The organism is Streptomyces sp. OZ13, assembly GCF_052068155.1.
In the GTDB taxonomy this organism is placed as follows: Bacteria; Actinomycetota; Actinomycetes; order Streptomycetales; family Streptomycetaceae; genus Streptomyces.
Window position 1 is genome coordinate 15,401 of the sequence record NZ_JBQHCZ010000030.1, and the last position, 19,663, is coordinate 35,063.

16 protein-coding genes and 1 pseudogene are annotated in these 19,663 nt (G+C 69.4%); 8 read left to right on the forward strand and 9 right to left on the reverse strand.

What is annotated here, in order from left to right:
* Positions 1-144 precede the first annotated feature (144 nt).
* Together ACTMTU_RS35535 and ACTMTU_RS35540 are read left to right on the forward strand one after the other, a co-directional pair.
* Positions 145-573 carry a subtilase-type protease inhibitor gene (locus ACTMTU_RS35535; protein WP_441267555.1) on the forward strand — a complete coding sequence of 143 codons (429 nt, stop codon included), beginning with the start codon at positions 145-147 and terminating at the stop codon, positions 571-573.
* A 65-nt stretch (positions 574-638) separates the two neighbouring features.
* A pseudogene (locus ACTMTU_RS35540) lies at positions 639-1,017 on the forward strand (transposase); the annotation flags it as partial.
* On the opposite strand, the gene ACTMTU_RS35545 reads toward ACTMTU_RS35540, so the two are convergent.
* Positions 1,000-1,410 (reverse strand): hypothetical protein, encoded by a 411-nt coding sequence (locus ACTMTU_RS35545; protein WP_441267556.1) that lies wholly within the window; start codon positions 1,408-1,410, stop codon positions 1,000-1,002. The pseudogene ACTMTU_RS35540 and the gene ACTMTU_RS35545 overlap by 18 nt on opposite strands.
* A gap of 634 nt (positions 1,411-2,044) precedes the next feature.
* Here ACTMTU_RS35545 and ACTMTU_RS35550 point away from each other — a divergent pair.
* A complete protein-coding gene (locus ACTMTU_RS35550; RefSeq protein WP_441267557.1) occupies positions 2,045-2,866 on the forward strand; it encodes a DUF1963 domain-containing protein in 822 nt (273 codons plus the stop codon).
* A gap of 316 nt (positions 2,867-3,182) precedes the next feature.
* On the opposite strand, the gene ACTMTU_RS35555 is transcribed toward ACTMTU_RS35550, so the two are convergent.
* Complete coding sequence (locus ACTMTU_RS35555) at positions 3,183-4,061, reverse strand: alpha/beta fold hydrolase (protein ID WP_441267558.1); 879 nt, start codon at positions 4,059-4,061, stop codon at positions 3,183-3,185.
* 136 nt (positions 4,062-4,197) lie between these two features.
* Between ACTMTU_RS35555 and ACTMTU_RS35560 the strand changes: the two genes are divergently transcribed.
* Both ACTMTU_RS35560 and ACTMTU_RS35565 read left to right on the forward strand, forming a co-directional pair.
* Positions 4,198-6,135: a BTAD domain-containing putative transcriptional regulator gene (locus ACTMTU_RS35560; protein ID WP_441267559.1), complete on the forward strand. Its 1,938-nt coding sequence runs from the start codon at positions 4,198-4,200 to the stop codon at positions 6,133-6,135.
* 313 nt (positions 6,136-6,448) lie between these two features.
* Positions 6,449-6,772 carry an SDR family oxidoreductase gene (locus ACTMTU_RS35565; RefSeq protein WP_441267560.1) on the forward strand — a complete coding sequence of 108 codons (324 nt, stop codon included), beginning with the start codon at positions 6,449-6,451 and terminating at the stop codon, positions 6,770-6,772.
* A gap of 76 nt (positions 6,773-6,848) precedes the next feature.
* Here ACTMTU_RS35565 and tpg (ACTMTU_RS35570) read toward each other — a convergent pair whose 3' ends face one another.
* Both tpg (ACTMTU_RS35570) and ACTMTU_RS35575 read right to left on the reverse strand, forming a co-directional pair.
* A complete protein-coding gene (tpg, locus tag ACTMTU_RS35570) occupies positions 6,849-7,403 on the reverse strand; it encodes a telomere-protecting terminal protein Tpg (RefSeq protein ID WP_441267561.1) in 555 nt (184 codons plus the stop codon).
* A gap of 1,475 nt (positions 7,404-8,878) precedes the next feature.
* The gene (locus tag ACTMTU_RS35575; protein WP_441267562.1) at positions 8,879-9,721 is read right to left on the reverse strand and encodes a C40 family peptidase; all 843 of its coding nucleotides are present in this window, start codon (positions 9,719-9,721) and stop codon (positions 8,879-8,881) included.
* Positions 9,722-10,225: 504 nt separating this feature from the next.
* Between ACTMTU_RS35575 and ACTMTU_RS35580 the strand changes: the two genes are divergently transcribed.
* Together ACTMTU_RS35580 and ACTMTU_RS35585 are read left to right on the forward strand one after the other, a co-directional pair.
* Complete coding sequence (locus ACTMTU_RS35580) at positions 10,226-10,759, forward strand: hypothetical protein (protein WP_441267563.1); 534 nt, start codon at positions 10,226-10,228, stop codon at positions 10,757-10,759.
* 40 nt (positions 10,760-10,799) lie between these two features.
* Positions 10,800-11,321 (forward strand): hypothetical protein, encoded by a 522-nt coding sequence (locus ACTMTU_RS35585; protein ID WP_307710726.1) that lies wholly within the window; start codon positions 10,800-10,802, stop codon positions 11,319-11,321.
* Between the two features lie 566 nt (positions 11,322-11,887).
* Here the strand turns inward: ACTMTU_RS35585 and ACTMTU_RS35590 are convergent.
* The 4 genes from ACTMTU_RS35590 to tap form a co-directional block, all read right to left on the reverse strand.
* Entirely contained in the window at positions 11,888-13,258 is a 1,371-nt protein-coding gene (locus tag ACTMTU_RS35590) for a VanZ family protein (RefSeq protein WP_441267564.1), read from the reverse strand.
* Positions 13,259-13,345: 87 nt separating this feature from the next.
* A complete protein-coding gene (locus ACTMTU_RS35595; protein ID WP_441267565.1) occupies positions 13,346-13,669 on the reverse strand; it encodes a hypothetical protein in 324 nt (107 codons plus the stop codon).
* 591 nt (positions 13,670-14,260) lie between these two features.
* Complete coding sequence (tpg, locus tag ACTMTU_RS35600; RefSeq protein ID WP_441267561.1) at positions 14,261-14,815, reverse strand: telomere-protecting terminal protein Tpg; 555 nt, start codon at positions 14,813-14,815, stop codon at positions 14,261-14,263.
* 4 nt (positions 14,816-14,819) lie between these two features.
* A complete protein-coding gene (gene tap / locus ACTMTU_RS35605; protein ID WP_441267566.1) occupies positions 14,820-16,904 on the reverse strand; it encodes a telomere-associated protein Tap in 2,085 nt (694 codons plus the stop codon).
* A gap of 388 nt (positions 16,905-17,292) precedes the next feature.
* On the opposite strand from tap, the gene ACTMTU_RS35610 reads away from it, so the two are divergent.
* On the forward strand, positions 17,293-18,267 hold the full coding sequence (locus ACTMTU_RS35610; RefSeq protein ID WP_441267567.1) for an L-threonylcarbamoyladenylate synthase: 975 nt from the start codon (positions 17,293-17,295) through the stop codon (positions 18,265-18,267).
* Between the two features lie 249 nt (positions 18,268-18,516).
* Here ACTMTU_RS35610 and ACTMTU_RS35615 read toward each other — a convergent pair whose 3' ends face one another.
* Positions 18,517-18,948, reverse strand: a complete 432-nt coding sequence (locus ACTMTU_RS35615) for a hypothetical protein (RefSeq protein WP_441267568.1) — start codon at positions 18,946-18,948, stop codon at positions 18,517-18,519.
* Positions 18,949-19,663: the final 715 nt, after the last annotated feature.

The following is a 19,663-nucleotide window of genomic DNA, read 5'->3' on the forward strand; positions in this document are numbered from 1 at the left end:
GCCGATGAAACCCCCGTCCCGGTCATGGCCCCTTTCGGTCAATTGCCCCCCGTCGCCGATGTCCGAGGTGGCGGGCATCGATGTGATGTTCTCCCGACGCTGAGCAACGCTGCAGGTTCCGTAGTCGAGAAGAAGGAGACTCCGATGCGTCGATCAGCAGCCACGATCGCCTGCATGGCGGGGACAGCCGTCGGCCTCGTTACTCTGACCGCCGGCCCTGCCGCGGCGAGTGAGCCCCACAGCCTGTACTCGCCGTCCGCAGTCGTGCTGACGGTCGGTCAGGGCGAGAGCGCGGCGGCAGCGACCGTGGAGCGGGCCGTCACCCTCACCTGCAAGCCGACCGCCGGCGGAACCCACCCGGACGCAAGGGCCGCGTGCGCGGACCTGGAACGCGCCCACGGTCAGCCTGCGCTCACGCTGATCGACGGCTCGGGGCGCGTCTGTCCGAAGATCTACGCTCCCGTGACCGTCACAGCTGACGGCGTGTGGGAGGGTCGCCGAGTCTCGTACGAGCAGACGTTCGCCAACAGCTGTGTGGCGCAGTCCCGAGCCAGCCACCTGTTCGACTTCTGACCCAGGCGGCAACAACACTTCAACAGGCGAGGACGGTGGTCCGGCCGAACGGCCGGATCACCTGCATCCCGCTGGCCGCCACGCTGACCGGCGGCAACCGCAACGACATCACCCAGCTTGCCCCGTTCCTTGAGGCCGTGCCGCCGGTGCGGGGCAAGCGCGGCCGGCCTCGGCGCCGCCCGGACGCCGTGCTCGGCGACCGCGGCTACGACCACGACAAGTACCGCCGCCTGGTCTGGACCTCGGAGTGAAGCCGCTGATCGCCCGCAGGGTCACCGAGCACGGCTCCGGTCGGGGCGCCCAACGCTGCGAGCGTTCGCTCACCTGCACTGGTTCGGCCGCCTGCGGATCCGATGGGAGATACGCGACGACATCCACGAAGCCTTCCTCACCCTCGGATGCGCACTCATCTGCTGGAGGCGCCTGTCACGGCAGCCGGTCTGAGGAGCCCCCGTCTTCACGCAGCAGCCATTCCCTGACTGAAGGAGCACGGTCCAGCAGTTCGCTCACCCGCATGCCGTCGTCGCGCGAGGTCACTCTCGGCAGCGGGGTGAAGTCGTCGGGAAGCACGTCCAGCAGGCTCATCACCCGGTCTCCCGCACGCAGGGTGATCAACAGCTCGCACCGCAGCTGACGCGGCATATCCGGGCGATGGGACAAGCTGTTCCACAGCGCCGGCCACACGTAGTGGGCTCCATCGGGCGCCGCGTTCGCCATCACCCAGGCCGGGTCCAGCCGCTGGTTGAGGCTGAGCTCACACGCCCGCTCCTCCAGCCTGATCAGCGAAGCCGTGTCGATGACCTTCACTTCACGAGGCAGCGGCTGATCCGAGTTCATCGCCCCATGCTGCCCGACGGCATCCCTCGACAAGGGGTCGCCCCCATCGAGGTTCATTCCGTTAGGAGTTCTAAGGGCTGCCCCGTAACTGTGGTTGCGGAACAGCCGTCAGGCGCTCGGGTTCCTCCACAGATGTCGCTCGTCCAGGGTCCCGAATCGCCGGGACTTCCGCGACCAGCCTCCTGCCGAGCCGGAGCGCGGTCAGTTTGTCGATGGGCCAGCTCGATCCGTCGTTCATGAGGCTTCATCCTGGTCCGGTTCACGCAGGAGTGAGGAGCGGGGCCAGATGTACGGAGTACGGGTCGGCTGGTCGGAGGTGGAGAACCGCAGGGGCTTTGTCAGCCTCGTCAAGGAGCCCGGCCCGCAGCAGGACCAGGCGGGTGGTCAGCGTGCGGGTGGGAGGCACCGGCAGCGAATCGCTCGGCGGCCTCCAGCCGGATCCGCTCGCGAAACGCCCGAACGTTCAGGCGTCAGCCCACCACCTCGCAGATATCTCCCACAACCGGCACCGCGCCGATCACACACCGTCAGCCCCTGCCGACATCACGCTTCCAAGGTCAGTAGCGCCAAATGGCCTCGTCTTCCAACGAGTTCGGCCCTGCCACTGCCCCCATGAGCCCATTAGGGTGGCCCGGTGGCCGACGCGAGCATGGACAGAGTGAACCGCTTCCGGGCCGAGGCGGCATCCCGGGGTCTGCCGTCGAAGGAGGTGGAGGAATGGATATGTGTCGCCCGTCCGGCGGTGTACTTGGCGGAGGGCGGTAACGGTCCCCTTGTGGCCCAGGTCGGCGGCGACCCCATGCTGCCGCAGGACGTGCCGAGGCCGTCCGATCCCTTCGTGGCCTCCGTCGACCTCGCGGCTCTCCCGCCGGGCGTCACCGGCCTCCCGCTCCCCGCCGACGGCCACCTGCTCCTCTTCTCCGGCACCGATGTGCACGGCATCGGGGGACAGGTGTCCGACGCGGTGCTGTACGTCCCCGCCGGGACCCCGACAACCTCGAGCCCCCTCGCACACGGCTGGCGCGAGCCGTACCGGCCGCGTGAGCTCCGCACGGTCTGGCACCAGCCGAGCGCGCAGATGCCGGAGAGCTTCGCCCTCGACAGGTGGGGCGACTTCCCCGAGGACGAGCAGTTCGAACTCGCCGACGAACTCGGCGACGCATGGGCACACGTGGGCGGCTACCGCCCTTCCTGGGCCTTGCAGATCGGCGGCCACCCGGTCTCGCCCCAGAACGACCCCGTCCACTACGCCCGTGATCCGGAGGAGGCCGACCCCTCCGAGCAGGGCGGTACGGCCCACGGAGAGGGCGCCGACGACTGGGCTCTCCTGGCCACCTGGAGCTGCGGCGACGATGTCACGGAACTGGACTCCGGCGTGGCCCACTGGGTGGTCCGCCGCCGGGACGTGGCGGCCCGCCGCTTCGACCGGGTCCACCGCTACGTCGAAATGGCCTGACCGCGCGGGGCGGGGACGGTCGGCTCCGCGACGCTCATCAGCTGCCCGCCACGCCCACCCGGTCCGTGTCGTCGCCGTGACGATCGGTCTGCCCGGAACCCATTGCCGTCCCCAGCCCCCGGCCCAGCCCGCCGGAGGGATACCGCCGTAGGCCCGTGGGGCGCTGCCGACGCCCTGGTGAGCGGCGCCGCGTCTTCCCGGACAGCGGCCATGACCTTAGGGAGGCGGGCGGTTCATCGGCCACCGGATCGCGGGGCCGGTCCGGCGCCGGGAACGCGGGGCTCGCCCGCCGCCTCCCGTCGCCCGGCGGGAGGGCTCAGCGGAGCAGCAGGTCGCGGATCGCCTCCGTGATCTCGTCGGGCGCCTCCTCGGCCATGAAGTGCCCCGCGCCGGTCAGCCGGTGGTCCAGGTCCGGCGCCCACGCGTGCCAGACCGCGGCGGCGTCGTAGCCCAGTCGCGCGCCCCAGTCCTGCTGGACGACTGTCACGGGCATGGCCAGCTGGGAACCGGCGTCCTGGTCCGCCTGGTCGTGTGTTATGTCGATGCCCGCAGAGGCCCGGTAGTCCGCGACGATCGACGGCACGGCGGCGGCGCTCGCCCGCAGGTATGCGGACCGGACCGGTTCCGGCATGGCGGCCGGGTCCCCGGCCCAGGCGTCGAGGAAGGAGCCGAAGTAGGCGTCGGCGCTGTTGGCGATCATCGTCTCCGGCAGCCCCGGCGGCTGCGCCATGAGGAACAGGTGGTAGCCGACCGCCGCCGGCACACCGTGCAGGACGTTCCACATGTCCAGGGTCGGCACGACGTCAAGGATGCCCAGGTGTGTGAGGGTCTCGGGATGGTCCAGTCCCGCCCGGAAGGCGACCAGGGCGCCCCGGTCGTGGCCGACCAGGGCGAAGCGCTCATGGCCGAGCGCCGCCGCCAGGGCGACGACATCGGCGGCCATGGTGCGCTTGGAGTACACCTCAGGGCCGGTGGCCGCCGGCTTGTCGCTGGCACCGTAGCCACGCAGGTCGGGACAGATCACCGTGTGCTCGCCGGCGAGCCGCTCGGCGACGTGCCGCCACATCAGATGGGTCTGGGGGAAGCCGTGCAGCAGAACGACCGGGCTGCCGCTGCCGCCGACGGCGGCAACCAGCTCCACTCCGTCGGTGCCGGGCAGACGGACACGGTCGAAGCCGGGGATGGTGAGAGTCATGAGAGGCCCTTTCCTGGGATCGGAGGACCGGCGAAAGCCTTGGTCCGGGGACTGACGGGATCAGCATGGGCGACGGCGATCAGCAGCCGATCAGTACGCTTCCGTGCCGCGGACCCGCGGCACGGAAGATGGGGGCATGCGAATCGACGTACTCGGTGCCGTGCGGGCCCTCCACGACGACGGCACCCCGGTCGACCTGGGCGGACCCCGCCACCGTGAAGTACTCGCCCGGCTTGTCGCCGCCGGGGGACGGATGGTCGCCACCGACACCCTCGTGGACGACCTGTGGGCCGAGCCGCCGGTGCGCGCCGTGGGTGCGTTGCGTACGTTCGTCGCCGCGCTGCGCCGCGCTATCGAACCCGGCCGGCCGCCCCGCACCCCGCCGCGCGTCCTCGTCACGGAAGGCCCCGGCTACGCGCTGCGCCTGCCGCGCGACACCGTGGACGTCCACCGGTTCGAGGACGCTCTGGTCCGCGCCCGGCGTACACCCGATGCGCTGACCGACCTCGACGCGGCCCTCGCGGCCTGGCGCGGCCCCGCCTATGCCGACGTGGTCGGCTCCGTGTGGGCCCAGCGCGAACGGACCCGGCTGGAGGAGCTGAGGCTGGAGGGGGTGGAACTGCGCGCCCGCCTCCTCCTCGACTCCGGTTCAGGAGCCGAGCTGGTCGCCGAACTGGGCGCCCACGTCACCGAACACCCCTGGCGTGAACCGGCCTGGGGGCTGCTGGCCCGCGCACTGCACCGGGCAGGCCGTCAGGCAGACGCACTGGCCACCCTGCGCCGCGCCCGCACGATGCTCGCGGACCAGCTCGGGCTCGATCTGGGTGCTGGCCTCCGGCGACTGGAGACGGACATTCTCCGCGGGGCTACGACGCTCCAGCCACCACGTACCGTCTGGACCGCAGGCGTACGACTCGGACCGCGCACGACCGTGGAACTGGCGCGCACCCTGGCCCTGGCGGGTGGTGACGCCCTCATCCACTCGCGGCGCGACCGCCTCGCCGCCGTCCAGGCGGCGGAGCGCACCGGAGACATCGCCCTGACCGCCCGCGTCATCGGCGCCTACGACGTGCCCGCCCTCTGGAGCCGGGCCGACGATCCCGATCAGTCCCACGCCGTCGTCGCGGCGGCCGAGCGTACGCTCACCGCGCTCGGCACCGACAGCCCCGCCGAACTCCGCGCCCGCCTGCTGGCCACCGTCGCGGTCGAGAGCCGCAGCGCCGATCTGTCCGCCGTCGAACGGAGGCGCGCCGGGCAGGCGGCGCGCGAGGCCGAGGCGCTGGCCAGGGAACTGGACGATCCCGCCCTGCTGGTGTTCGCCCTCAACGGCGTGTTCCTCCAGTCCTTCACCCGGCCCGGGCTCGCGACGGCGCGGGACGTGATCGGCTCCGAGATCCTCGACCTGGCGACCCGGCATGAGCTGCCGGACTTCGCCGTGCTCGGCCGGCTCATCCTCCTGCAATCCGCCTCCGCCCTCGGCGACCTCGACGCCGCGACCGCACACGCCGAGGCGGCCGAGCAGCTCGCCGTCAGCACCGAGGCCCTGCTCGTCCCCGTCCTCACCGGCTGGTTCCGGGCCCGGGCCACGGCCACCCGCAGTACCGAACTGGGCGGGCCGACCGCCGCCACGGCCGCGGCGCAGTACCGCGCCGCCGAATACGCCCTCGCGGAGACAGCGGGCATGCCGGGGCTGCAGCGGGGCCTGTTCGCCCTCGCCCTCCTGGGCCTGCGTCTCCTGCACGACCGTCCCGCGCCCACCGATCCCGCCCTCGACTGGGGCCCGTACCGCCCTTGGACACACCCCTTGGTGCTGCTCGCCCTCAACCGGGACGAAGAGGCCCGTACAGCCCTGACCATGACGCCCGAACCACCCCTTGATCACATGCAGGAGGCACTCTGGTGCCTGACCGCCCACGCTGCCGCCCGCCTCGGCGAGCGCCCGGTCGCCGCCCGCGCAGCAACGGCCCTGCGCGCCGCCCGCACCGAACACGCGGGCGGCGCAAGCGGGATGCTGACGCTGGGGCCGGTGGCCCGGTACCTGGCGGAGGCGGAGGCATGCGCCGACAAGAGATGACCGACATCGTCCGCGGCCCCGCTCCCCCACCTGCCCGTCCCACCGGGCAACGAGACCCCGGACCGGTCCAGCCATACGTGGCAAAGTGAGATAACGAGCCGCTCCGATCGATGACGAGCTGAGATCGGCACTTCGGTACGCTGACTCGGCGTCCTGGTCCGCCCGGGCAGCCGCCGTCAGGCGGCGCGGCGGACATTGACGCCAGCGACGTACCCGGCCAAGCGGCGGTCGCGACGCGGCTCCGGCAGGAATGGCCGAAGCACGACAGCCTGACGAACAATGCCGCCGACGTCACCCATCTCCCGATCGAGGCATGGACCGAGGAGGCGTTCGACGGACTCCTCACGACCAATCTCAAGTCGCCGTTCTTCCTGATCAGGGCCTACTGCCGCTCTTCTCGCAGCAGTCCTCGGTCATCATCGTCGGCTCGGTGTCCGCGTACACCGGACACGAGAACGCGACGGTCTACGGCTCGGCCAAGGCGGGCCTGCTCTCCTACACGCGCGGGCCGGCCTCCGAGCTGAAGGGTCGCGGCATCCGCGTCATCGGACTGAGCCCGGGACCGTCGAGACGCCCCGTGCACAGCCAGGCTGTCAGCACTCCTCCGGAACCCGCACGTACCCCACTACGCTGGTGACAACAAGCCTGCCTATATGACAACTATCGTGCTTCGGCTCAACCTCCTTATTCAGGGCACCATCGGCCTGTAATCCTCAGAAGGAAACGTCGAAGTAGTCGATGTCCGTGAATTCCACTTCGAGGTTGTCGGCGCGGCGTCCGCCGTCCTTGAAATAGATTTCCTGGAGCCCTTCGGCGACGATGGCCCGCAGCTGCTGGTCGCTTGCGCCCCGTTGCTGGGCGTCGAAGAGGCGGTTGGCGTACTCCGGGGGGAGATGGACGGTCAGTCGGCGCATCCGGCCGTCGTCGGTGGTGCCGATCGGGGCGGTGTAGCCGAACCGGGCGCGGGTTTCCACGGTGATGCCGTCGGTGGTGGCAGCCTGCCGCCGGCGGCGTTTGCGGACCTGGGGCTGCCAGCGGGTGCGGACCTCCTGCTCGATGCGGTCGGCGATGTCCATGGGCGGCTTCTTGCGTGCGCCGCTGCGGTAGCGCTCCACGGAGCGCTGGGTCACCCCGAGCGCCTCGGCCACGGCGCGGGTGCTCTTCAACTGCCCCACCAGATAGTTGATCCGGGCCGGAAGGGTCTTGGGCGGTTCGCGGGTGAAGGCTTCCTGGTCCGCGCGTTCCAGGGCGTCGTCGATGTCCCCCACCGCTCTACTCTCCGTCCTCGAGGACGGCGTCGCCGCCCTTGATGTGGCGGGCCGGGTTCAGGCCCGACCTCACACGCGGCGGCGACTACGCCTACTACGTCGACATCGCCCAGTTCATGGCCGGCCTATTTTGGCTCTCGCCGCGGCAGCCGGCTGAGCACCAGGAAGTGCGGAGAAGGACAGCAAGGGACGAGAACCGGGCCCGGTCCGTCGTGAGGCAACCACAACAGGCCGGGTCCGGACGCCTTTTACCGGCAAGGCCTTAAGCTGCCGGGGTGTCCGGGCTCTGACAAACAACGCCAGGGGGCAGGGTGGACGGGGGACAACCGCAGCCGCAGGGGGCAGCGGACGCCGCGCAATTCGTTGCGATGATGCGCCAGTTACGGCAGTGGGCACATCTGAGTTACCGGGAGTTGGAACGCCGGGCCGAGGTCGCCGGAGACGTGCTCCCACGTGCCACGCTCGCCGGCGTACTGAAGCGGCAGGAGCTGCCGCGGGAGGAGCTGCTCGCCGCCTTTGTCCGGGCCTGCGGTGGGGACCGGTCCGTCGTCGACGCCTGGGTGGGTGTCCGAAAGCGTCTGGCTGTCGAAGCCGAGCAACGTGTTTTGGCCGTCGAGTCGGCCGCGCATGCGGCATCGGGAAGGCCTTCGCCGGCTCGTATTGCGTCGGCTGAAGCTTGCGAACCGCCCGTCGCGCGCGGCGAGACGCAGGACGGCCTTCCCGATGGAAAGGATGAAGCAGGCAGTACGGGCTCCCTCAGTGCACCGGCAGCGGAAGGTGCGCCTCGCCCTCACGTGAATGGCTGCGCAAAGGCCCCAGGCCTTCCTGCTGCCGCTGAGGCCGCGGCACAAGAGGACTCGTCCATGGGCACCGAGGCGGAGGCGGACACCGGCGCGGCCGGTGAGGGGGAGGCCGTTCCGCAGGAGGTACTCCCGACAAGACCGGCACAAGCTCCTGCGCAACCTGCGGCACCGAATGCCGAGGTGCGACGCTCTGAGCATGCTCGCCGGCGCGGTCCTGTCCTGGTAGCTGTCCTTGTGGCCTTGCTGCTTTCGGCCGGTGTCACCGGCATCGTTCTGGCTCCCGACGACGGTCCTGGCGAGCCGAGCCAGCCGCCGAAGAGCCCAACCGTGACCGTCACGCTCTCCCCTGAGCGCACGTCCGACCGGACGCCGGAGAGCACCGTCTCCAGCCCAGCGGCCAAGCCTGCGGCCAGGGACAAGCCGGCACCGGGCACCACAAGGCACACTCCATCGCCGACCCAGAAGACGTCCCGTCCTGAACAACCCGTCCCAGAAGGGACGTCGAGGAAGCCGGAATCGACTCCGTACGAACCACCGCCTGCTCCCGACGACCCCTACGAGCCTCCTCCGTCCTCGACGCCGCCGCCGACCCACGGCGGTGATCCGTTCCCTGAGGAGAGCTGCTGGGATGCCACCGACGACTGCGTCTGAGCGGGCGGTCGCATCCGGCTCTTACGCTGCGATGTGGCGATAGGCGACGACGTGTGAGGCGGGCGGCAGTGGCGCGATGGTGACGGTGCGGCCGGAGCCGGGCGCATGGATGACCTTGCCGTCACCGATGTAGAGCTGGACATGTCCACCGCCGTAGCTCAGCACCAGGTCGCCGGGGACGAGTTGGGAGCGGCTGGTGGCGCTGCCGGCATCGATCTGCTGCCAGGTGGTACGCGGGATGCTCACACCGGCGGCCTTCCACGACCGCATGACCAGGCCGGAGCAGTCATAGCCCTTCGGGCCGGTCCCGCCCCAGACGTAGGGCTTGCCGATCTGCGCCGTTGCGAAGGCGACGGCTTCAGCGGCACGTCCTTTCGTCTCGCTCCTCGGGCGCGTGCGCGACGTGTCCTTGCCGGATGAGTCTTTGCCGGATGAGTCTTTGCCGGGTGTGCTGGGCGAGGGACGCTTCGACGCGCCGGGTTCGGCCTGCGGCGTCGATCCGGCGCCTGCGGTGGGGGTTGCGGGTGACGGCTTCAGACGCAGGGTTTCTCCGGCGTAGATGAGAGTCGACGTTCCCAGACCGTTCAGACGTTGCAGCGCCCGGACGGTGGTGCCGTGGCGGTCGGCCAGGGCGAAGAGCGTGTCGCCGGGCCGCAGCAGCACCGTGCTGGGAGCCGCAGGTCTGCCGCGGTCCGTCTTGGCGGGTGCCGGTCGCGGCACCGGATCGGGCTCCTGTTCCACCACCACGGGCCTGTCGGGTGGTGAGGCTGTGAGAGAGGCTCCTTGCACGCCGAGGACCGCGCCGAGAAGCACGCAGACGAGGCTCGTCACGCACAGGATCAGCGCCGTCTGAGCGAACCGCACGGTCTTGCGTACTCCTGCCCGGGTGGGTGAGGGGCGCGCATGCCTGCCGCGGGCCGGGCGAAGCGCCGTGCCGGCCCTGCGGAGTACCGACCGTATCTCCAGCGTCATCACAAACTCCGTTCGTCGGGCCCCTTTTGGGGCTTGACCAGAGCCTTTTCCGACCGCGACTGTCCGGCAAGATCTCGTGGCCTCCGGGACAGTCCGAGACGCACCGAGACACTCGGGCGCGGTCTCCCCTGTCCGTGTGAAAGGGCCCTGGGACACGCCCTGACCTGGGCGGACGACCCCGGACTGTCCCAGCCGCCTCCAGCCGTTGCCCGGAGTCGGCGGCAACCGCAACGCTCTGGTCAGCAGGTCGGCACCCGACGCCGACGTCCGGTGGCCGGCTGGGGCCTTGGGCCCGCCTCTTCACCGGCGCTTTCGGCTCATGCCCCTCAAACGCGGCCCGAGGCTCACCGCCCGGCCTTCCCTGCTCTTCCTTCAAGCGATCCAAGGAGCACTGGTGTGAAGAACACACGCGTCACCAAGGTCCGCGCCCTCGCAGTCACCGCCGTCGGCGGACTTCTGGCCGGGGCCGTCACCGTCCTCAGCCCGGCTCAGGCAACCGAAGGCGCCTCGAGCTGCACGCCCAAGCGCGTCACCGTCTACCCCGGGGACGGGCTCCCCCCGCACCTGCGCTGGGGAGAAGTGAACTTCGAGGTCACCGTCTGCCCCAAGACAGATGCGGACAGCTGGGACACACAGGCCAGCGCCACCACCAACGGGGCAGGAAACACGGCCGGCTACCTGCTGGAGTCGGCCGCACTGCGGGTCAACTCCACGGTCGAGAACGGCAAGACCCAGACCGCCACGTACACCGGCAGCTTCACCGTGAAGGACTGCGTCCCACTCACCCTGTGGCCCTGCACCCGCACGCACAGGGTCGAGGTCGGCTTCGCCCTCATCGCCGGCAAGAAGAACAAAAAGATCCGCACCGTCTACGGCGGCGGCATCGAAAGCACCATGCCGCGCGGAATGGCCCTCTACCGCACCCCGTGACCTACGTGCGCATCCGTCGACTTCCCATCAGGAGCAAACAGTGAAATTCAAGCGCCTTGCCCTCGCCACCGCCGCCTGCGGTCTTCTCGCCGGCGCCGTCGCCACGGCGACCAGCTCCACGGGCACCGCGGCCCCCGCCCGTCAGGCAGCCGCCTGCGAGAGCACACAGCTCACCCTCTACCCCGGAGCCCTGACCTCTCTCCGGTACGGCGAGTGGAACATGAACGTACTCGCCTGCCCCACGAAGAGCCCCGCTTCGTGGAAGAAGGACTCCCGCATCGAGCTCAACGCCACCGCGTCCAACGTCGGTCTGACCGTTGCCGAGGACTCCAAGCTCCGCATCACCGAGACCGGCCAGAACAAGTGGAACCGGTTCGCACGCTACGAGGCCACCTTCCAGTCGCGCAGTTGCCTGGCCAAGGTGGGCTGGCCGTGCAAGAGCCCCCGCACCTGGACGGCGCGGTTCACCGTCACCGCAGACAAGAAGAGCCACGAGGTGAAGATCTACAAGCATCGGAGCGGCACCTCTGATCCCACCTTCGTGCTGTGGTCCACCCCGTAGCTGCACGACGGCCGTACGTACGGCCGGTCCACCACCACTGCCGGATGATGCCCCTCGGGCTCGTCCACGCAGGCACATCGCTCCGGGCCACCGACGGGTGAGTCGGGCCCGTGCGGCTCGAGCGACAAACCGGCGGACCGGCGTATGCGCAAGCCCTGAAGGGGTCCACAGTCCATTCGGCTTTCACCGAAAAAGAAGCCGGGCACGGCCGGGGGTGGCCGTGCCCGGCGTCCGGGAGGGGTGTCTGAACGACTTCGGCACCCGGAACTTCCTCTGGGGCCGGCCTCCGGCTGTACGCGTCCAGCGGCACCACCCGCCGAGGGCACTCTCATGGCCCGCAGTGGGCACGTCCGGCGTCCTCGACGCGAAGATCGTCGCGGGGTGGTGGGAGGTGATGAGCCCGAACAGGCCCCGGGGCCCGCGCTCGACGTCGGCGGTGATGCAGTCCCCCGTGGTGTCGGGCGCCTCGTCTATGAGGTCTCCTCACCAGGGGCCCGCAGGGCGACGAGGACGCGCTGCTCGACACCGACACAGACGTCCTCGCAACGCCCTCTTTGCCCGGCGGGTCAGGGGCCCTCGACTCCCTCCTCGACAGGCGGTTCACCGCCTGCCGGCATGGCGGACGGCTTCAGCACTTTCCCGGTGGTGGCGTCCACGATGGCTGAGAGCAGGGTGTCATCTTGACGGGCGGCCAGGCGCCAGTGGACGCGCCACTCATCGCCTTCCCGTTCGACCAGATAGACGGGCTCTGCGCGCTCTGCCTGGCCGGGTTTGATCTTGTGGTGGGACTCAAACGCCTGCCATGCCTCGTCCTTGTTGATCTCGATACGCGGCAGTTTCGGGTCGTCGATGTTGCGGGCGATGAGGCCTGTCAGGCGACCTGAGGGTTCGATGACGATGTCCAGCCGCATGGGCATCACGAGTTTGCCCTGCCAGCGGCGCCTTTCGACTACCCAGCCGAGACTGTCATCGGTTGCGTCGATCGGCCACGTCCGGACATTCGAGTCACGCAGGGCCCAGGGCATGCGACGTTGAGCGAAGAGGGTGGCGACCTTTTGAGCCTCCTCCGCTGTGTGTACAGGCTTGCTGGTCCCGGGGATCCGATAGGCGTGGGTTCCCTCACCGTGGTTGGTCGGGGTGAAGTGGATCGTGAGCTTTTCGCGGTCCGGCCAGGTGAGTTCGGCAAAGCCTCCGGGAAGCGGCGTGTTGATGGTGTCGGGGCCTTCTACGTTGTGGTGGAAGTTCGCCTTCTTGACGACATAGGAGTCGTCGAGGGCTGCTCCGAGTGCGGTGTTGAGTGCCTGAACCTGCTGCGCGCTCGCGGTGGGGACCTCGGTCGGCAGGACTGCGCGGACGGGCTCAACAGCAGTGGCCCAGACTGTCGCGATGACCAGCGAGACGGCGGTGCCGGCGATGACGGCGCGTCGGACGACGATTGGAGCGAGAGGCGTGCCGCCGGGGAGTCGGCGGCTCACGAGGGTGCCGATGACCACCCCTATGAGAACGCCGGCGGCGTTGGTGGCCAGATCATCGGTGTCGCAGAGGCGGGCGACGTAGGGCATGGCGGCCTGGGCCGTCTCCACCGACGCGGTAAACAGGACCCCGAGCCCGGCGCTGAAGACGGGGCGCCGGGTGGCCAGGACGGCGAAGAGGCCGAATGGCGCGAACAGCAGAGTGTTGAGCTGTCCCTGCGTGGTAGTGAACGCCTCGATCACGGCGGGATTGATTGTGCAGACAAGAGTCCGCGTTCCACTGCCGCCCCAGGTGGTCAGGATGATGGGGCCGATGGTCGAGGAGGCCCATAGCCCGTAGAGCACAGCGCGGACACGGTCGACGCGTCGAGCGGCCACGAGGTACACGACGGCGCCGGTGGCCAGAGTGGCTGCGACGGCAAGCGCGAGAAAGGTGAGGTGGTCCTGGAAGACGGCTTCGATCACGTGGATACCTGTTCAGAGGAAAGGGCCCGCGCGCCGCCCAAGGGGCTAGGAGCAACGCGGGCCCGGGTAAGTGTCCTGCGGAGCGGACTAGCAGGGATCCACGGGCGGCGTTGCGTAGCTGCTGCCGCCACTCGTGTAGAGCTTGCCGATCATCGCGCTACAGCTGGCGGTGAGGCCCGTCTGCTTGTCGTAGTGGAACGGCGTGTTGGACATGTTCTGGTAGGCCCACCAGTTGTTGGTCGAGTGGCGCTCCCAGCCGAGCTTTGCAGTCAGGCTGCCGCCGGAAGCGCGGTAGTAGCCGACCATGATGTAGTCGCCCCTGCTGGTCGTGTGGGCGGACAGGACGCCGTTGGAAAGCTTGCTGCAGCGCGCGCCCCCGGGGAGGTGGCCGTCGCTGGGGCAGGAGGTCACGGCTGCGTTCGCGGGGAGAGCGCCAAGGCCGAGCATGGCAGCTGCGGCTGCGCCGACGAGGGTCGCGCGTATGCCAGATCTTATGGAGTCCCTTGTCAGTAGTTGATCTCGAGCCGGCTGAGCATATGTTGATCATGTAGTCGTGATCAACATGTGAAACAGCCAAGGAGGGGACGTGGTGTCTGGTTATCGAGCCGGGGGCTTTGGGCCTGTCGAAGGCATGCCGTACCCGGGGCTCCGCTGCCCAGTTGAGGTTGCCACGAACGTGATCGGGGCCAGGACCTCCGGTCACCGTGGCGGCGCCCGCCGCCGCCCTGAGGCCGCGACGGCGCCTGCGGCACCACGCGCTGGAACAGCGCTCACAGATCTGCGCCTCACGGCGAGTGCCGGCCGTGGCCGGCCGCTCCACGAGACTCAGCTGCTGGGCAACCGGAGTCCGCACGACGGTCTCGCCATCTCCATGGAGGAGGTCGTAGACGCCCTGCTCATCGAGGAAGGGGTCACCGTCGTCCATGTGCAGCCGCAGGAGCGGGGCGGCGAGGCTTGCCGCCCGTAAGACCGGCACGACGAGAACCGCGGTACGTAGAGAAGTTAAAAGGAAACGTCGAAGTAGTCGATGTCCGTGAATTCCACTTCCAGGTTGTCGGCGCGGCGTCCGCCGTCCTTGAAATAGATTTCCTGGAGCCCTTCGGCGACGATGGCCCGCAGCTGCTGGTCGCTTGCGCCCCGTTGCTGGGCGTCGAAGAGGCGGTTGGCGTACTCCGGGGGGAGATGGACGGTCAGTCGGCGCATCCGGCCGTCGTCGGTGGTGCCGATCGGGGCGGTGTAGCCGAACCGGGCGCGGGTTTCCACGGTGATGCCGTCGGTGGTGGCAGCCTGCCGCCGGCGGCGTTTGCGGACCTGGGGCTGCCAGCGGGTGCGGACCTCCTGCTCGATGCGGTCGGCGATGTCCATGGGCGGCTTCTTGCGTGCGCCGCTGCGGTAGCGCTCCACGGAGCGCTGGGTCACCCCGAGCGCCTCGGCCACGGCGCGGGTGCTCTTCAACTGCCCCACCAGATAGTTGATCCGGGCCGGAAGGGTCTTGGGCGGTTCGCGGGTGAAGGCTTCCTGGTCCGCGCGTTCCAGGGCGTCGTCGATGTCCCCCACCGGTCTACTCTCCGTCCTCGAGGACGGCGTCGCCGCCCTTGATGTGGCGGGCCGGGTTCAGGCCCTGCTCCATCAGGTCGACCGCCCAGGCCGTCTCCTGGACGCCTTCGAGCTTGGCCAGGCCCGGGGTGGGGCCGAGGCGGAAGGAGCCGGGCAGCGGCTTGCCGTCCGGTGTGCGGGGCAGGAAGTCGAGCGGCGAGGGGCCGGGGCTGGCGTAGACGACGCAGTCGGAGAGGACCGCGAGCGGGTACCGGCCGGTCGCCTTGGCGGTGTTGAGCATCTTGCGGTGCATGTTCACCCGCGCCTTGGAGATGACCGCGGCGCGGATGTCCGGCCGCCAGGTCGGACGCTCCAACGCGGGCCACCGTTCGCCGTCGCGGTAGTGCCGCCCTTGGGGGCGTTCGCGGAGCTTGCCGATGCCGCCCTTCACCGTCGCCTTGATCGCCGCCAGCACGGCCGCCAGGCCGGGGTCGGCCTGCTTGTGCTGCTCCATCGCGGCCAGGAACGCCGTCTCGGTGAGGTCCTTGGTGACGCCGAGGTCGGCCATCGTGTCGACGTAGGCGGTCTTGAGCCGGTCGTGCCACGGGTCCAGGAACGCCCCCGTCTCTCGCCGCAGGAACGCCTCGATTGGGGCGACGTCGTAGCCGAGCTCGGCCGCGTAGGCGACGGTGTGCGTCTGATACCAGGCCGGACCCGTGGGGCGCCGGCCGGAGGGGGTGAACGGCGACGGCAGGCGCGGGTCCAGCTCGATGTGGGAGAGGTCGACGAGCCAGGAGCCGGGGATCTTCTTGTCGAACACCGGTCGCCTTACATGCTCGGGGCCGGACAGGCCGACCACCAGCCGCGCAGCGGCGGCGAGGAAGGCGGTGTTGATGTCCAGGCCGACCGCACAGGGCAGCAGGCACTCCTCGTCGGACAGCAACTGCGGGTCCCGCACCCATTGGTAGGCCTCCTCGTCGAGGAAGCCACCGGTCCAGCCGCGGGCGACCGGATGCTCGAGGGTCGCCTCCGGCGGTGCCGGGTCGACCGGCTCGGTGCCCAGCGAGCCGGGGTTGTGCCCGGACACCCACTCCCCCGTCGCCTCGTTCTTCACGGCGCGGGTCGGCGGGCGCAGCGCGGTCATCAGCTCCAGGCCGGAGACGGCGGTGGACCCACGCGGCGTGATCACACGCTGGGCATACACCCCGAGGACGCGGGCGACGTCGGCCGGCTCGAGATCGGCGACGCCGGGCCAGGCGCGGGTATCGAGGGCGTCCCACGGCAGGATCGCCAGCTGCACGCACTGCCGGTGCCCGGCCTTCGCCGGCCGGTAGATCCGCGCCCAGGGGCCGAAGCCGCGCTTGGTCAGCTTCCACTTGGCGCGGGTGAGCTGCTTGACCACCGGGTGGTCCTCCGGCAGCCGCAGTGAGCGGCGGGCCTCCGCACCTTCCAGGCGTTCGGGCAGTCCTAGCTTCACGGCGGCGGCCAGGGTGAGCACGATCAGCGGATCGCTGTCCTTGCCGTTGCGATGCAACCGCGCAGCACCGATCCCGGACTCGGTCAGCGTCCAGTCGACCAGCTGCGCAATCGTGGTCGCCGGGCAGTCCAGCACGATCCCGCCGAAGCAGTACGCCTGACCGTCACCGTCCAGCACGGCCAGCGGACCGTTGGGGAACCGCGGATCGACAGCGACGGATTTCGTGACGGTCTTCTTCGCCGGCGGACGCCGCGACACCGACGGCCTGACCGCGGCCGTCGGCTCCGCCACGGAGACAGGTGCCGATGCGGGTGCGGGGGTGACCGGTTCGACCGGCGGCTGGGTTGCGGGGCCGGGGAACGTCTCAGGCAACGGCTCCGGTTCAGGCGGGTACTTCGCCGCCCAGCCCTCCAGCAGCCGCATGTACGCCTGGCGGCGCGGCGGCCGCGGCTCCGAGCGGCCGCTCTCCCAGTTCTTCACTGTCTGCGTCGTCGACTTGAGCGCAGTAGCCAGCCGCGCCTGCGTAACGCCGGCAGCCTCACGCAGCCGGGCCCGCTCCGCAGGCGGCGGCAACTGCGGCTCGCCCTCAAGCAGCGAATCCACCGCCGCGAACAGCTCTTCCTCGCTCGGCATACTCCACCTCCACACAAACCCTATCACCAATTTACCTCTGCTTTTGCGTTATTTTTATCCTTGGATTTAGAGTGAGTTCGTCGTGATCATGAGGACGGGGTCAGGGGGATACACGGACATCCCCCGATGAAAATCCGGCCGGGCCGCCGTGCTGGGCCTGTGCTACCGCTGGCCGACCGCAGTGCGTAGCTCGTCGCCTCTCGCGGCCTCGACGCAGTCCCGCCGCGTCGAGGCCGCTGCTCAGGGTCCTGGCCCGCGCCGTCCCCGCGGCGCTCAGGCGCTCATGGCCGACGAGAGGAGACAAAGCGATCTCCGGGACTGGAGCCGTGGTCGTGACTGGGATTGATCATGACCGTCGCCGGTCCTTTGTGCTTCTAGGATTGCGAGGATGACGGCAAGAGTCAGTGACATCGAGAAGGCGGCCGGTGTGCTGCGCGCCGGCGGCCTGGTGGCCCTCCCGACCGAAACCGTCTACGGTCTGGGCGCCAACGCCGAGGACCCCGCCGCCGTCGCACGCATCTTCCAGGTCAAGGGACGTCCGCCCTCCCACCCGCTGATCGTCCACATCGGCGACGTGGAACAGCTGGACGACTGGGTCCAGGACGTGCCGGCGGCGGCGCGCCTGCTGGCCGAACGCTTCTGGCCGGGCCCACTCACGCTGGTCCTGCGGCGCGGTCCCCGCGTACCTCTCGAGGCGACCGGCGGCCTTCAGACGGTGGCGGTGCGCGTGCCTGACCACCCCGTCGCACTCGCGCTGCTGTCGTCCTTCGGCGGCGGTGTCACGGCCCCGTCCGCCAATCGCTTCGGCTCGGTCAGCCCCACGACGGCGGACCATGTGCGTGCCGAACTCGGCGATGCCGTCGACTTCGTGCTGGACGGCGGTCCCTGCGAGGTCGGCGTCGAGTCGACGATCGTCGACGCCACGGGTGGTGCCCCGAGCATCCTTCGGCCGGGCGGGGTGACGCACGAGGATCTCGAAGCGTCGCTGGGGTGCCCGCTCGCGGTTCCCTCGACGAGCCGTGTTCGGGTGCCGGGCCAGCACCCATCACACTACGCGCCGCGCGCGCGGGTCGTCCTCGTCGAGCCGGAGAAGGTCGTCTCAGAAGCGGAGCTGGCGCAAGAGCTGGGGCACCAGGTGGGCGTCTTTCTACCTGCCGCCTTCGCCGACGCTCCGGTGAAGGTGCACGCCGTGGTGGCGGTCCCCGGTTCGATGGCCGCCTATGCGCGCGGGCTGTACGGGTTCCTGCGCGAGCTCGACCAGCGCGGGTGCGACCTCATCGTCGCCTCCCTGCCGGTGGAGGACGGACTGGGACTGGCGATCGCCAACCGGCTCCGCCGCGCTGCGGGGCCCCGGCCCGTGTAGGAGTAGGTGCCCACGTCCAATCCGGCTGATCCGGCGCGAACGGGCCAGGCCAAGGACATCTGCCAGTCGCTCAAGCGAGGGGAACGCCACCCTCACGGCTCCAGATCGGGCTATTGCGGGCAGGTGAGGTGTTGCCCGATTCGCGGTCAGCGTAAGGGGCCATGATCACTCGCCCCATGGCAGCTCCCGCCCATAGCCGCTACACCGACCTCAGGGCGCCTGCTGGCTCACCGCCGGGTACACGGCACATCAGTCGTCGCTGCAGGCATTTGCTCGAAAATCTTCGATCGATGCCGTCAGGTAGCCGTCAGGATCCGCGCCGTCGCGATCACCGGCGAGGTAGCGAAGCTGGCCCGGTGCGAGGGCCGCCAAGTCCTCAGCAGTGAAGCTGATATGTGCCGCCGACCAGGAGTTGTCTCTCGTGGCCCCGTACAGCGTGTAGGTCCGATCGGGGTCAAGAGACCTGAGCGGCTTGTCGAGAGACCAGCCCTCACCACCGACACCGAGTGGCCACGTGGTGAATCCGGTGACTGGCTCGCTTCGCGACCAGGTACCAACGGTCTTGCTCTCGGCGCTTGGCTTGTCGCCATCGGTGTACAGGTTGGCGCTGTCAATGTGACCGTGGCAGACGAGCATCACGCCAAGTGGCTGACCATCCGCCGTCACCGAGATACCCGTCACCGCCCCGACGGGAACAGTACAGCCAGACGTGATCGCCACCGCAGAACAAGCGGCGGCCCCCAACACGAGACAGCGAGCCCACACCAGCATCCCGTTCCCCCTCATAGGCCTCACATCAGGCTCCCGTCCGCCACCACCGCACCCCACGAGGCGTGATCACTTTGCAGCAGACCCTAAACGTCCAGAGGCCCAGGGGCCGGGGCAGTGCCCTGTGCCGTAGCCACATTCTCACCTTCTTCGGGGCTGGCCGGGAACATCAGCCAGGAGCTGCCGCTGATCAGACCCAACGCGGTCATCCCCATAGCGAGACGCAGCAACCGGAGGGCGCCCTCCCACTCATGGGGAGGTCCGAAGACGGTCCAGAGACCCAGACCAGTACCGATGAGGAGTACGGCCACAGCGCAGAGTCGACGCCAAGCGAGATTCATACGTTCATGATCCCGGCCGAGGTTCCGGTCAGCGTGGCCCGATCCACACCCATTTTCGACACACGCCCAGACCGAGCCATCTTGACCGAAGCGAAAGCGGCCGGGGCTGGAGTGACGGCAGGGACTGGCAAGAGGTACTGCACGATCGCGAGCTGGGAGCATTAGGCAGCCACTCGCGGGTCATAGAGAGCAACAGCATTGAGTGTCTTTACTGATCGTTTCAGAATGAAGTTCGTTGTGGGGCTTGGCAGTTGGGTGTTGTGTCGGCAGGATCTGTTGGGTGTCTG

Excerpts from the sequence above, each read along its gene's own strand:
- ACTMTU_RS35535 (WP_441267555.1), top strand. The coding sequence starts at position 145 with ATGCGTCGATCAGCAGCCACGATCGCCTGCATGGCGGGGACAGCCGTC.
- ACTMTU_RS35545 (WP_441267556.1), bottom strand. The coding sequence starts at position 1,410 with ATGAACTCGGATCAGCCGCTGCCTCGTGAAGTGAAGGTCATCGACACG.
- ACTMTU_RS35555 (WP_441267558.1), bottom strand. The coding sequence starts at position 4,061 with ATGACTCTCACCATCCCCGGCTTCGACCGTGTCCGTCTGCCCGGCACC.
- ACTMTU_RS35560 (WP_441267559.1), top strand. The coding sequence starts at position 4,198 with ATGCGAATCGACGTACTCGGTGCCGTGCGGGCCCTCCACGACGACGGC.
- ACTMTU_RS35565 (WP_441267560.1), top strand. The coding sequence starts at position 6,449 with ATGGACCGAGGAGGCGTTCGACGGACTCCTCACGACCAATCTCAAGTC.
- tap (WP_441267566.1), bottom strand. The coding sequence starts at position 16,904 with ATGCCGAGCGAGGAAGAGCTGTTCGCGGCGGTGGATTCGCTGCTTGAG.
- ACTMTU_RS35610 (WP_441267567.1), top strand. The coding sequence starts at position 17,293 with ATGACGGCAAGAGTCAGTGACATCGAGAAGGCGGCCGGTGTGCTGCGC.